The sequence below is a fragment of the Pseudidiomarina sediminum DSM 21906 genome (assembly GCF_000423165.1).
GTDB lineage: Bacteria > Pseudomonadota > Gammaproteobacteria > Enterobacterales > Alteromonadaceae > Pseudidiomarina > Pseudidiomarina sediminum.
Genome location: NZ_AUHL01000008.1, coordinates 1 through 11,410, shown reverse-complemented (window position 1 = coordinate 11,410; position 11,410 = coordinate 1). Strand labels below are relative to the sequence as shown.

General features: G+C 49.6%; 16 protein-coding genes. 8 read left to right on the top strand and 8 right to left on the bottom strand.

Features of this window, described 5'->3' with window-relative positions; translation table 11 throughout:
- The first annotated feature begins 37 nt into the window (after positions 1–37).
- Genes arsC through G535_RS0104310 form a run of 3 tightly spaced genes read left to right on the top strand, consistent with a single transcriptional unit; the run spans position 38 to position 1,359 of the window.
- A complete protein-coding gene (arsC, locus tag G535_RS0104320) occupies positions 38–388 on the top strand; it encodes an arsenate reductase (glutaredoxin) (RefSeq protein ID WP_026860948.1) in 351 nt (116 codons plus the stop codon).
- Positions 389–973, top strand: coding sequence for an NAD(P)H:quinone oxidoreductase (gene wrbA / locus G535_RS0104315; protein ID WP_026860947.1), 585 nt, complete (start codon positions 389–391; stop codon positions 971–973). It begins immediately after the preceding gene.
- On the top strand, positions 970–1,359 hold the full coding sequence (locus G535_RS0104310; protein WP_026860946.1) for a DUF2069 domain-containing protein: 390 nt from the start codon (positions 970–972) through the stop codon (positions 1,357–1,359). The genes wrbA and G535_RS0104310 overlap by 4 nt, the downstream gene beginning before the upstream one ends.
- Here the strand turns inward: G535_RS0104310 and hda are convergent.
- Both hda and G535_RS0104300 read right to left on the bottom strand, forming a co-directional pair.
- Positions 1,356–2,036, bottom strand: a complete 681-nt coding sequence (gene hda, locus G535_RS0104305; protein WP_026860945.1) for a DnaA regulatory inactivator Hda — start codon at positions 2,034–2,036, stop codon at positions 1,356–1,358. The genes G535_RS0104310 and hda overlap by 4 nt on opposite strands.
- Positions 2,033–3,085: a DUF2066 domain-containing protein gene (locus G535_RS0104300; protein WP_026860944.1), complete on the bottom strand. Its 1,053-nt coding sequence runs from the start codon at positions 3,083–3,085 to the stop codon at positions 2,033–2,035. The genes hda and G535_RS0104300 overlap by 4 nt, the downstream gene beginning before the upstream one ends.
- Positions 3,086–3,250: 165 nt before the next feature.
- Here G535_RS0104300 and G535_RS0104295 point away from each other — a divergent pair, with 165 nt between their 5' ends.
- Positions 3,251–4,552: an MFS transporter gene (locus G535_RS0104295; RefSeq protein WP_026860943.1), complete on the top strand. Its 1,302-nt coding sequence runs from the start codon at positions 3,251–3,253 to the stop codon at positions 4,550–4,552.
- Here the strand turns inward: G535_RS0104295 and pgm are convergent.
- Together pgm and G535_RS0104285 are read right to left on the bottom strand one after the other, a co-directional pair.
- Entirely contained in the window at positions 4,549–6,186 is a 1,638-nt protein-coding gene (pgm, locus tag G535_RS0104290) for a phosphoglucomutase (alpha-D-glucose-1,6-bisphosphate-dependent) (protein WP_026860942.1), read from the bottom strand. The genes G535_RS0104295 and pgm overlap by 4 nt on opposite strands.
- Complete coding sequence (locus G535_RS0104285; RefSeq protein WP_026860941.1) at positions 6,186–6,686, bottom strand: N-carbamoyl-L-amino acid amidohydrolase; 501 nt, start codon at positions 6,684–6,686, stop codon at positions 6,186–6,188. The genes pgm and G535_RS0104285 overlap by 1 nt, the downstream gene beginning before the upstream one ends.
- An 81-nt stretch (positions 6,687–6,767) precedes the next feature.
- Here G535_RS0104285 and G535_RS0104280 point away from each other — a divergent pair, with 81 nt between their 5' ends.
- The 4 genes from G535_RS0104280 to fur all read left to right on the top strand — a co-directional run bounded on the left by G535_RS0104280 (position 6,768) and on the right by fur (position 8,912).
- The gene (locus G535_RS0104280; protein WP_051206948.1) at positions 6,768–7,559 is read left to right on the top strand and encodes an alpha/beta fold hydrolase; all 792 of its coding nucleotides are present in this window, start codon (positions 6,768–6,770) and stop codon (positions 7,557–7,559) included.
- 55 nt (positions 7,560–7,614) lie between these two features.
- The gene (locus tag G535_RS0104275; protein WP_026860939.1) at positions 7,615–7,830 is read left to right on the top strand and encodes a DUF2788 domain-containing protein; all 216 of its coding nucleotides are present in this window, start codon (positions 7,615–7,617) and stop codon (positions 7,828–7,830) included.
- Between the two features lie 41 nt (positions 7,831–7,871).
- The gene (fldA, locus tag G535_RS0104270; RefSeq protein ID WP_026860938.1) at positions 7,872–8,396 is read left to right on the top strand and encodes a flavodoxin FldA; all 525 of its coding nucleotides are present in this window, start codon (positions 7,872–7,874) and stop codon (positions 8,394–8,396) included.
- A gap of 69 nt (positions 8,397–8,465) precedes the next feature.
- Entirely contained in the window at positions 8,466–8,912 is a 447-nt protein-coding gene (gene fur / locus G535_RS0104265) for a ferric iron uptake transcriptional regulator (RefSeq protein ID WP_026860937.1), read from the top strand.
- On the opposite strand, the gene G535_RS0104260 is transcribed toward fur, so the two are convergent.
- From G535_RS0104260 to G535_RS12845, 4 genes are all read right to left on the bottom strand, one after another.
- The gene (locus tag G535_RS0104260) at positions 8,909–9,142 is read right to left on the bottom strand and encodes a putative signal transducing protein (RefSeq protein WP_026860936.1); all 234 of its coding nucleotides are present in this window, start codon (positions 9,140–9,142) and stop codon (positions 8,909–8,911) included. The genes fur and G535_RS0104260 overlap by 4 nt on opposite strands.
- A 148-nt stretch (positions 9,143–9,290) precedes the next feature.
- Entirely contained in the window at positions 9,291–9,473 is a 183-nt protein-coding gene (locus G535_RS0104255) for a hypothetical protein (protein ID WP_026860935.1), read from the bottom strand.
- A gap of 159 nt (positions 9,474–9,632) precedes the next feature.
- Positions 9,633–10,061 (bottom strand): hypothetical protein, encoded by a 429-nt coding sequence (locus tag G535_RS0104250; protein WP_026860934.1) that lies wholly within the window; start codon positions 10,059–10,061, stop codon positions 9,633–9,635.
- Positions 10,061–11,410, bottom strand: a 1,350-nt coding sequence (locus tag G535_RS12845; RefSeq protein WP_034727617.1) for an RHS repeat domain-containing protein, incomplete at its 5' end; no start/stop codon positions are given. The genes G535_RS12845 and G535_RS0104250, both read right to left, overlap by 1 nt.

Genomic DNA, 11,410 nt, shown 5'->3' with positions numbered 1-11,410 from the left:
AGCGCTCATAATTAGATGATTAAAAGTAGGTGTTAGCATGTCTGAAGTTTTTATTTATCACAACCCTCGTTGCTCTAAAAGTCGCCAAACGTTAACGTTACTTGAAGCGCAAGGGATCACTCCGACCATCATCGAATACTTAAAAGACACACCATCGGCGGCAGAGCTTAAAACCCTGCTGCACAAACTCGGTTTTATTTCAGCGCGCGAACTGATGCGCTCGAAAGAAGATGCCTACAAAGAGCTGCAACTTAAAGACGAAACCGACGAAGACAAATTGATCGCGGCAATGGTTGCGCATCCCAAACTGATTGAACGTCCGATTGTAGTAAACGGTGATCGGGCGCGCTTAGGTCGCCCGCCGGAAGCGGTATTGGAGATCCTCTAAATGAGTACAGCCGTGCAAGTGCTCGTCTTGTATTACAGTCGCGGGGGTAGCACCCAGCAACTGGCAGATGCCATCGCCAATGGGATCGAAAAAGCCGGCGCTGAAGCGATGATGCGCACCGTCGCTTCCGACGATGAGGCAGCAAGTGCGCGTGACCTTATCGTCGCCAATGAAGACCTACAGCAATGCGATGCTTTAGTGCTTGGTAGCCCTACCCGTTTTGGCCATATGGCCAGTGGTTTGCAGCGTTTTTGGGAAACAACCTCGCGCGACTGGCTTAAGGGTGTTTTGGTGGATAAGCCTGCAGCAGTATTTACTTCGAGTAGCTCCATGCATGGTGGCCAAGAAAGCACCTTACTGTCGATGATGGTGCCGCTTTTGCACCATGGCATGATGGTGCTTGGCATTCCCTATACGGAGCCCGAGCTGCAACAAACTGAAAGTGGCGGCAGCCCCTATGGTGCCTCGCATGTAGAACATGCTGCAGGACCTCGGTTGAGTCGTCACGAACTCACCTTAGCAGAACAATTAGGTTATCGTGTGGCGCGCGCTGCACAGCGTTATTCCAAGGAGAATGCATCGTGAATGCAAGTATTGCACGTTATCGCTGGCTGGCATTGAGCAGCTATGTGGGGCTTTTGATTTGGGTCATTCTGTGGCAGTTTGCCACCGACTATAGTGAGCTTTCAGTACACTTTAAAATCGTATTTTACGTGCTGCCGTTATTATTCCCACTACTTGGCATTATCAAAGCCAAGCCTTACACCCATGCGTGGGCCAACTTTGTCTTGATGTGGTATTTCTTACACAGCCTCACGCAGTTATACGTGGCGCCGGAGCAGCGTTTGTGGGCTGGGGTAGAGTTAGCACTGGCAAGTCTTGCCTTCGCTGGTTGCACCTTGTTTGCTCGCCATCAAGGTCGCGCGCTCGGACTTGGCTTGAAGAAAGCCAAGGAACAACAGCAGGACTAAATCGCCAGCACGGCTTTAATAAATGGAATCGTTAGCTTCCGTTGCGCGGCAATGGAAGCGCGATCCAAGCGCTCCAAACTAGCAATCAAATTGACCATATCACGGCCCAGGCGTTGCACCATAAATTGTGCCGTATCACTCCGTAACTCTAAGCCCATGGCTTGCGCGCGTAACTGCAGCGCGGTAATTTTATCGGCATCGGATAACGCATGCAGTTGTAACACCAGCCCCCAGCTTAAGCGCGACTGCACGTCAGGGTACGCCGCATGTAACTGCGCAGGTGAGGTGGTCGCCGTCACCACTAAGCGGGCGCCTTGAGTGTCCCGTACACGGTTCAACAAGGCAAACAGCTCATAGCCCCAGCTCTCTTCGCCGACCACCGCATCAATGTCATCCAGACAAATCAAGGCGTAGCTTTCTAAGCCACGTAAAATACCAGCATCGACACTTTCTTTGAGCTCAGCTAAGGGCAAGTAAATGACCTGCGCACGCGTTTCACTGCACATCGCATGCAGCAAATGGCTTTTACCGACCCCGGCTTTGCCCCAAAGGTAGGTCAAGGGTTGTTCGCCCTTAGCGAGCAACGCCAAAGCTTCCGCATTTTGCCCTGCAACCCAGGTTGCAAAGGTTGCTGTGCTTGGCAGTTGCACGTTTAAGGGTAACTGTTGCAATGTCATGGGTTGATGATCCACCGGAAATCCGTTTGGCTGTCAGTTTCCAACGCCTGCATCCGCTTGCTTAACATCATCGCTTGTCGGATCTGCGCCGGGTCGGTTTGCAATGACATCCGGAACTGCCCCACGCCTTTGCCATAGCCAATCAGCTGTACCTTGCTGACCGACGGCAATTGCGCCAGAAACTGCTCCGCAGCAATGGTATCGTCCACGCTACGTAAATTTTGAATGTTTACCGTCCAGTCCATACGCTGCTCGCTTTGACTGCTAATACGATAGCGTGCTGCGAGTTGGGCGGTGACATCTTCAATAATTGCTGCACCCAAGGTGTCAAAATCCATCCCTGAGACAGTGCCTCGCCAGCGTAAATCAGCGACATGTAAACTCCAGTCACCGGCCCATTTAGATGCATTCAGATCATCTTGATTCGGGTTCGGATAAATACGAGCCACGACCATGCCATCGGAACTGTAGCGCGCCGCCCCGAAGCTCAAGGTGTCCATAAAACGCGCCCAGACATCGATCACCGACACTGTCATACTGTCGTTTAAGTCCATCAGGGGCAGCTGGATCGGTAATCCGCGCTGCTCAGCAGCATTACGCAGCTGTTGCACAACAATAGCTTCACTGTCAGCAGGATAAAGCTCGCGCTTGCCCTGCTCATCTTCAGCCACAAACCACACCAGCATGCGCGGACGCAGATTACTCCAGATCCCTGAACCGGCGTCTTGGATCAGGCGATCCAAGCGCGGCTGGTCAAACTGTGCCCATAACCACAATTGGTCATCTTGCTGATAGCCGTATTGCACCACGTAGCTACGCACATCACGTAATGCCGCACTGACCGCAGGTTGCTGCAGCAGCTCGGTATCACCCGATAATTTCAATAGCGTCGCGCGTAACGCTTCTTGTAAGGCACGATCGCGTTCAGCATTCGCCTGACTGGTCACCGCCACACGATGCTGATACAAGTCGGTTAGTTCAACGGCGGCATTTGCCCCCTGCCAGCTGGTCGCTAACAGGAGTGCAACCACAATAATGAGTTGTCGCATAGGCATCCTATTCACTTCATCTCTACACATCATAAACAGCCCCACAAGGCTGGGCAAGTAACAAGCTGTGGATAACCTCTTGACGTTTCCGAAAATTTTTTAACATGTTACACTTTCGAACACTTTTCGCCCGACCGGTTACCCTCAACACAAGGATCTGTTGGCATGCTCAAGCAACAATTACGCGCCATTAGCTCACTGCTCTCAAGCATCACCCTTATTGGCATTTGTGTCGGCATGACCAGTACGCTGCTAAGTTTACGCGCTACCATTGAAGGCTTTGGCACCCTTACCACGGGTGTCATTATGTCGGCGTACTTTATCGGCTACCTATTTGGCACCACGCGGGCCCCCAAAGATATTCGCCGCGTTGGCTATATCCGTGCTTTCGGCGGCCTCGCCGCACTAGCAGCAGCGTCCATCTTAATCCAAGCGATCTGGGTTGATCCTATCGTTTGGTTTGTCATGCGCTTTTTGACCGGTTTCGCTATTTCGGCCATCTTTGTTATTGTCGAGAGTTGGCTAAATACCATGGCTGATAACAAAAGCCGAGGCACTTTACTCTCCATTTACTTGGTCTTGATCTACGGTGGCTTAGTTGCTGGCCAACTTATTTTAGGCGTGGCCGACCCTGCTGGCTTCTTAGCCTTTGCAATTGTTGCCTTGCTGATCAACCTTGCCTTGATCCCGATTTTGATCAGCGTGACCGTTGAACCCACCACACACGAACCGAAAAAAGTACCGATTCGCGACCTATTGAAATTGGTGCCCTTGGGTATTGTGAACTCATTTATCATGCAGGCCTGCTACGCCATGTTTTATGGTATCGGCCCCATGTATGCGACCTATATCGGCTTATCCGTTGCACAAGTATCGCTATTTATGGCGGCCTTTATTTTTGGTGGCATGCTGGCACAAGCTCCCATTGGGCTATTGTCCGATCGCTACGACCGTCGTTTGATTATGGCAGTGAATGCAGGTTTGGGCGCGTTCATGGCATTTATTTTGTCGCAAATGACCGCAACCGAAGCTTGGTTGATTTACCTTTGCGTCGGCTTACTTGGCGCATGTATTTTGCCCCTCTACTCGCTTGGCATGGCACACACCAATGACTTCCTAGAGAAAGATCAAATGGTTGGCGCAACGGGTGCGATTATTAAGGTCGGCGGTTTAGGTTCGATTATCGGGGCGCCGGCAGTTGCGGCCTTGATGCAGTTTGGTGCCGTAGACTTCTTTTTCTTACTCATCATGGCGCTGACGACGGTGGTCTGTCTGTACTCACTGTATCGTGTGACGCGCCGAGCGAAAGCCGACGACCAGTTAGGGGCGAGTTATGCAATGCTGTCACCAGCACAAACCTCTGATGAACTGTTGACGAGCTTGGTGACGGAACATGAGTACCGCGCCGAGCAACAACAGGAACAAGAAGATGTTGTTGCTCAGCCCGAGTCAGACGCAACGCGTTAAGACAGCCACTCCAGAACCAAGGCTTGTGCTTGCGTACTTAGTTCCTCTAAGTGCGCTGCGCTGACAAAACTTTCACAGTAAATCTTGTAAATCGGCTCGGTGCCCGACGGTCGAGCCGCAAACCAACCGTTGGCTGTTGCGACTTTCACACCACCAATCAACGCCCCATTGCCGCTGGCTTTAGTACTGATTTCAAGCACTTCATCACCCGCCAGCTCAGTCACTTTCAACTTGTAACCACGAATACCAGCAAAGGCCTGATTTAGCTCTGCTGATGAAGCCACATCGAGGCGTTGGTAGTAGCTGGTACCGTGTTGTGCACATAAATCTTGATAATAAGCACCAAGATCTCGCCCAGTTACCGCCGTGATTTCTGCCGCCAGCAAGGCAAGTAAAATGCCATCTTTATCCGTCGTCCAAGCTTGACCGTCACGCGCGAGGAAGGTCGCCCCTGCGCTTTCTTCACCGGCAAACGCCAAACGGCTTTGATGTAACCCTTCGGCAAACCATTTAAAACCGACCGGCATTTCTTTCAAAGGCCGCTGATGGGCCGCTACGACACGATCAATCATGGCGCTCGACACCAAGGTTTTGCCAATCGCGATGTCCGCAGCCCATTCACGGTGCTGACATAAATAATCAATGGCAACCGCCAAATAGTGATTCGGGTTCAGCAAACCATGCGCGCGAGTCACAATGCCGTGACGGTCGTAATCAGGGTCATTGCCAAAGGCCACATCATAGTCCTCTTTCAAAGCAACCAGTGAGGCCATCGCGTAGGGTGACGAACAATCCATGCGGATTTTGCCGTCTTTGTCCAAGGTCATGAAGCGGAAACTTGGGTCTACTTCGGTATGGAACACATCCAATTGCAGGTCATATTGTTTTGCGATTTCGTGCCAATAGCTTGCGCCTGCCCCACCCATGGCATCCACGCCGATGCGCAATTTCGCGTCACGAATGGCGTCCATATTGATGGCGTTGCCAAGATCCGCAATATAACTTGCCCGCCAGTCCACTTGCTTCAGCAAACGACTGCTGCGTGCTTCGGCATAGCTCACTGCGTTCACGCCCATTAACTCGGACGACAGCAACGCATTGGCATACTTCTCAATAACTTTCGTGGCGTCGCTATCAGCAGGACCACCATGCGGAGGATTGTATTTAAAGCCACCGTCGGTCGGTGGGTTATGCGACGGTGTAATCACCACGCCATCGGCTAAACCTTGTTTGCGGCCTTTGTTGTACTTAAGAATGGCGTGACTGATCACTGGCGTTGGCGTGTAGCCATCGTCCGTTTGAATATGCACTTCAATACCATTGCCAATAAAGACTTCCAACGCGGTCATGTACGCCGCTTCTGACAAGGCATGGGTGTCGCGACCAAGTAACAGTGGCCCGGTAATGCCCTGCTCTTCACGGTAAGCGACGAGCGCTTGGCTAATGGCCAGAATATGTGCTTCGTTAAACGAGTGCAGCAACGAACAACCACGATGACCCGAGGTGCCAAACTGCACTTGCTGAGCGCGCTGACGCGGATCCACATCATTGACAAAATACGCACTGACTAGCTGTGCGATATTGGTTAAGTCTTGGGCTTGGGCAGGTTGACCTGCGCGCTCATGCATCGCCATTATAAAAAGTCCCTAATTTGTTCTGCTTGCGGTTTGTCATAGCCGAGTTCTAACGCCACTTGCGTCAGCATCGATTTTTTCCGAGTGGTGTTGTTGTTGGTCACCACAAAATAATCCGTGTCCGGGATCTGCTTCGGGTTGGTGCTGGTGCCACTGGCTTCGAGTTGCTCCGCAGTACGCGCAAAGTATTGGCGATCACGACCGCTGATCTGTAATACCTTGGCGAAGGTTTGTGGATGACACTTGTGCAGCATACTAAGAATGTATAAGAACCGCGCAACCACGCTACGTTGTCCGGCAAGATCGGCGCTGGTCATGCTGTCAAAAATAGTACGGCCATGGGGCTGCTCTGCAACTGCCGCAGGTTCTGCTTGCAGTTCTGGCGCACTTTCAAGCCCTAATAAACGACGTAGAATAGCCGACGCACTTTCACCGATATGTTGCGTATGACTCGCGATGTGACGATAAATATCGTCATCAATTTCAATTCGTTTGCTCATTCGTCTTCACTTTTTTAGGTTTATAGCCTGCTCTTTGCACGCTATTATACCCAACCCAACTCAAGGGTACAGGAAATCAATATGACTGCGCAGCAAACGAACCTTGTTAACTATGAAGAAATGAGCAACCAAGGCCCTGCCGTACTACTCATCCACGGCCTTTTTGGCGATCTTGATAACCTCAAAGGTTTGGCGCGTGACTTGGTCGATGACTATCGCGTCATTGTTATGGACTGTCGCAACCACGGTGATTCATTTCATAGCGACAGCATGAGCTATGCAGCAATGGCGAACGACGTGATACAGCTCCTGGATCACCTCAAACTCAACGAGGTACATCTTGTCGGTCACTCCATGGGCGGTAAATTAGCCATGGAAGTTGCCCTAACGGCTCCCAAGCGCGTCACAAGTCTCGTGGTCGCCGATGTTGCACCCGTTGCCTACGATGCCCGCCACCATCACATTTTAGATGCGTTACAAGAACTCGACCTAAGTACGGTCAAACAACGCAAAGATGCTGACCAGCAGCTGGCGAAAGCTATTGATACTGCCGGCGTGCGTCAGTTTTTGTTGAAGAACCTCAAGCGGGTCGATGACAGTTATGTGTGGCGATTAAATTTGAACGTGCTGGATCGTTGTTACCCAGAAATCGCTGGCGCCGTGCGCGAAGGCCATTACCCAGGCCCGGTACTGTTCATCAAAGGTGGTGACTCGGATTATTTGACCCGCGACCATCAGAGCGCTGTGACCGCACGCTTTAGCCAAACCGACATCAAAATTATCGAAGGCACGGGGCATTGGTTGCACGCCGAGAAACCGCGTATTTTTAATCGGTTGGTGAAGACCTTTCTCGAGCAACATTCTCGCACCTAAGCGCCGTGCGTGTTATCATTAACCCACTTAAATCGGTCGAACTGGTAGTGCTATTATGTTGTCAGAGCATTTTGAAACCATTGAAGTGATTGGTACGAACTTAGCCATTGCAATTTTGTTCATTTTGATTGGCCTTGCCATTCAAGATGTCCTGAAGAAAAGTCAGGTGCCTAAGTTTGGTCGCTGGTTCGTCTGGCTAGTACTGTTTTTAGGCTGTGCTGGCTTTATTGCGAAAGGTATTATTCAAGTCATGTGGGAATCTGGCATTTAATCTATTCCCCTTCGTCATTTAATTAAGGTAGTAAACGAACTATGGCAAGTGTTGGTATTTTCTTTGGTAGTGACACAGGTAACACCGAAGCTGTTGCGCAAATGATTCAAAAAGAATTGGGCAAACAGCTCATCGATGTCTTTGATATCGCTAAATCAAGCAAAGAAGACATCGCCGCTTTTGATGTACTCATGTTCGGTATTCCGACCTGGTACTACGGTGAAGCACAATGTGACTGGGATGACTTCTTCCCAGAACTCGAAGAAATCGACTTCAACGGCAAGCTTATCGCTATTTTTGGTTGTGGTGACCAGGAGGACTACGCAGAGTACTTCCTTGACGCGATGGGCACCCTTGGCGATATCGTTGAAGCCAAAGGCGGCACCATTGTTGGTCATTGGCCAACCGAAGGTTATACCTTTGAAGCATCACGTGCTTTGGTCGGTGATGACCACTTTATCGGTTTGGGTATCGACGAAGATCGTCAGCCTGAACTTACGAAAGAGCGTGTGCAAAAATGGTGTGCGCAAATTCGTGAAGAGATGGCGCTGGATCAGTTGGCCTAACAGCCATTCCCTTTCTGATCAAACTTTGCCTATAATGGCCCCACGTTTCAGTTAATTAAAGTGAGATAGATGAGCAGCAACGGCGAACAACAGTTAAAGAAAGCAGGGTTGAAGGTCACCTCTCCGCGCGTCAAGATCCTTGAGATTTTAAAAAATCCGGACAACCAGCACATCAGTGCTGAAGACGTCTACAAGATTTTGCTGGAAAAGAACGAAGAGATTGGTCTTGCGACCGTGTACCGTGTTCTCAATCAATTTGATGACGCAGGTATCGTCACCCGCCATCACTTTGAAGGTGGACGCTCGGTCTTCGAACTAAGTGCAAAAGACCACCACGATCACTTGGTTTGCCTCACTTGCGGCCACGTGTTTGAGTTTGAAGATGAAGTGATTGAAGATCGTCAGTTGCAGGTCGCTAAAGCGAACAATATTAAACTGACAAATCATAGCTTGTATCTATATGGCGAATGCCAGAACGCCGATACCTGCGAAAACAACCAAGCCGACGCTGATTAATCAGCGTCGGTGACGGCAAACTCCCCCGCTTCATAAGCTTGAATAAGCGCTAACGCCTGCTCTACATCAGCATCATCCACCCAAAGCTTCGCAAAACCCTGACTGGCCAGCTCGCCGACACCACCTTGTAAATAAAAGCCACCGCTATGGCATGCAACATCATGCGCCGCCAGCAAGCCCTTCAGTAGCTCTGCCTCCACCACATTATCCGCTTGATACACACACTGCATCGCTTACCTCCACTAACACTTAACACAGCCTAACAAATCTTAGCGTAAAACGTGTAAGACCGTTGCGCAATGTCAGTGCGCAAACCTAACTTTAACCTGTTTGTACGAATAGTTTAGGCAAGTAGAAGGAGCCTAGAAAAATCAGGACTTACCAGTCACGATGACCGTGGCGACCGACCGATTTGGCTGCTGTGCTGATGCGTTCAATCTCTGATGATGTTAGATATTCACGTTCACGAACATCTTTGTATTTGCGGGTATTGGTAACTTTCGAGTTTTTGGTGTTTGGGGTGGGTGTTCTGTAATCTTCTAAGTTGCTGATATTACTCATCTGGCTCTCCGTGACTTTCGAGATTATAGCCCAAAGTGGGAATGTTTTGGAGATGGTGATGATTGCTAGTAATGCTGAAGTAGGTGTGAAGCTTTGATGACCTGATTAAAAGTGGACGCTCAAAATAATCAGGTCATTTAAATTATGGTTGGATAAATATTATTTTTTCCCCGTACCTCGAATAAGTATGAATGGTGACAAGACACTAGCAACAATGACAAAAAACATAAGCGGGTCACCAGTTATTATTTGTGCGTCTTCCGTAAACTTCAGCATTCCAGTAAATAAGCCGTAAGTAATAGCAAAAAGCAATCGGGCGATAGATACCTGCCATGCCACGATTTTACAATTGAAGTACCTATGCAGCAGGAAAATCACTGCAATTTCAATGGGTAGCTCAACGGTGATTTTTGCTATTGCAATCATCACCCCGATAAAAGCACCTATATCAATTACGGCACTCATGAGCGAGGAATCTTGCTGTGTCGCCAACAGCACGGTTGTTATCGCCGCATCAAGCAGGGCTAAAAGTGCCAGCCTGATTAACCAGACTTTAATGATACTTCCTGTTGAGTCGTTTATGCTCATCAGTAGCGCTCCTTAGCTAAGGCTATACCCAGTGACACCCGATGAGACTCATTTCCAAAATCAAAACTCTTGCTACCAAATGATTTGTTTAGAGCGTGTGAAACTTTGTTTAATTCTGGTATACCTATATTGTATTGCCTTGCAAATCTAAATCTACTATTCAAACCAGAAATCATTGAGTTGTACCCTGAAGGGTTGCTAGATTTGAATTTATCCAACTGCCCCTGAACTAATCGCTGCTCAAAGCCAACAAGCGCCACATCCAGCGACTTACCTGAAAGCCCCTCAAGTCCACTTATGCTGCCACCCCTCATGAGGCTTAGATAATTATCCGTATTGTGCGGAAATAGAAATGCATTTGTAGAATTCATAAAGGAGTCGGTACTCCAGCCACCGTTGCCGATAAAATCACCGGGAATCATGTCATAACCCTTGTAGAGCAGTGAGGCCATATCACCAGCAACACCGAACCATACGCAGCCGTCACACTTCCCTGTCATATCCAGCGCAGCTTGATAACCGTAATATGTTTCAGCCCTACACTTAATACCATTACATCCCTCGGCCACAGTTGATGCTTTTTGACTTGAGTTGCCAAGGTCGTCTGCGGCAGCTTGACCTGCGGCAATAAGTGCCGACTCTCCACTGGTACCAACCTCCCCAGGCCCACCAATTGCCTCTCGCTCCTGCGTATTGATGTCTACCGCTTCGCTATGTGTAGGCGGTGCCGAGGTCGTGGTGCTGCTACCGTTACTTCCCGCAGCTGCTAGAGTGGGTGAGCCCAGTGACTCCTGACTACCACCATGATTCAGCTCTAAACGCCCACAGACAGATTCAATACGTGAGGCTGTACATCCAATATAACCACTCGGGTCTGTTCCCGCTAGCGGATTGTTCATCAAATAACTGTAGGGATTCAGGCTCTGGCTGTTATCCGGCGCTTGTACAAAGGGATCGACACTCATAAACCGCCCCAGATTATAATCATACACCCGCCCGTTCATATGAATTAGCTCTAGCTCATCCAAGTGAAGATGGTCCGTAAAACCACGTCGCGTGAGAGCTATGTTCTCGATCCCACCAAACGCCATAACGTTCGCTAGACGAGGGCGATAGCCCGGCTCCATCTGCTGCCCTCCCATTGTCCGCGGTTTACCAAATGCATCATAATGCCGTCGGCCAACAACCTGTCCTTGATCGTCACTAAACGTGAGAGCACTTCCTAAGCGGTCCTTATGAAGATAACTTATTCGGTACCCACTCTCCTGACTAAAACTAATAATTGCAAAATCATCTAAATAAACTTTCCAACTACCACTGACGGTCTCTTCGTACACTTTATCAATTTC

Coding starts and splice junctions, on each gene's coding strand:
- G535_RS0104275 (WP_026860939.1), top strand. CDS start 7,615: ATGTTGTCAGAGCATTTTGAAACCATTGAAGTGATTGGTACGAACTTA.
- fur (WP_026860937.1), top strand. CDS start 8,466: ATGAGCAGCAACGGCGAACAACAGTTAAAGAAAGCAGGGTTGAAGGTC.
- G535_RS0104255 (WP_026860935.1), bottom strand. CDS start 9,473: ATGAGTAATATCAGCAACTTAGAAGATTACAGAACACCCACCCCAAAC.
- G535_RS0104280 (WP_051206948.1), top strand. CDS start 6,768: ATGACTGCGCAGCAAACGAACCTTGTTAACTATGAAGAAATGAGCAAC.
- wrbA (WP_026860947.1), top strand. CDS start 389: ATGAGTACAGCCGTGCAAGTGCTCGTCTTGTATTACAGTCGCGGGGGT.
- G535_RS0104285 (WP_026860941.1), bottom strand. CDS start 6,686: ATGAGCAAACGAATTGAAATTGATGACGATATTTATCGTCACATCGCG.
- fldA (WP_026860938.1), top strand. CDS start 7,872: ATGGCAAGTGTTGGTATTTTCTTTGGTAGTGACACAGGTAACACCGAA.
- G535_RS0104300 (WP_026860944.1), bottom strand. CDS start 3,085: ATGCGACAACTCATTATTGTGGTTGCACTCCTGTTAGCGACCAGCTGG.
- G535_RS0104260 (WP_026860936.1), bottom strand. CDS start 9,142: ATGCAGTGTGTGTATCAAGCGGATAATGTGGTGGAGGCAGAGCTACTG.
- G535_RS0104250 (WP_026860934.1), bottom strand. CDS start 10,061: ATGAGCATAAACGACTCAACAGGAAGTATCATTAAAGTCTGGTTAATC.
- arsC (WP_026860948.1), top strand. CDS start 38: ATGTCTGAAGTTTTTATTTATCACAACCCTCGTTGCTCTAAAAGTCGC.
- hda (WP_026860945.1), bottom strand. CDS start 2,036: ATGACATTGCAACAGTTACCCTTAAACGTGCAACTGCCAAGCACAGCA.
- G535_RS0104295 (WP_026860943.1), top strand. CDS start 3,251: ATGCTCAAGCAACAATTACGCGCCATTAGCTCACTGCTCTCAAGCATC.
- pgm (WP_026860942.1), bottom strand. CDS start 6,186: ATGGCGATGCATGAGCGCGCAGGTCAACCTGCCCAAGCCCAAGACTTA.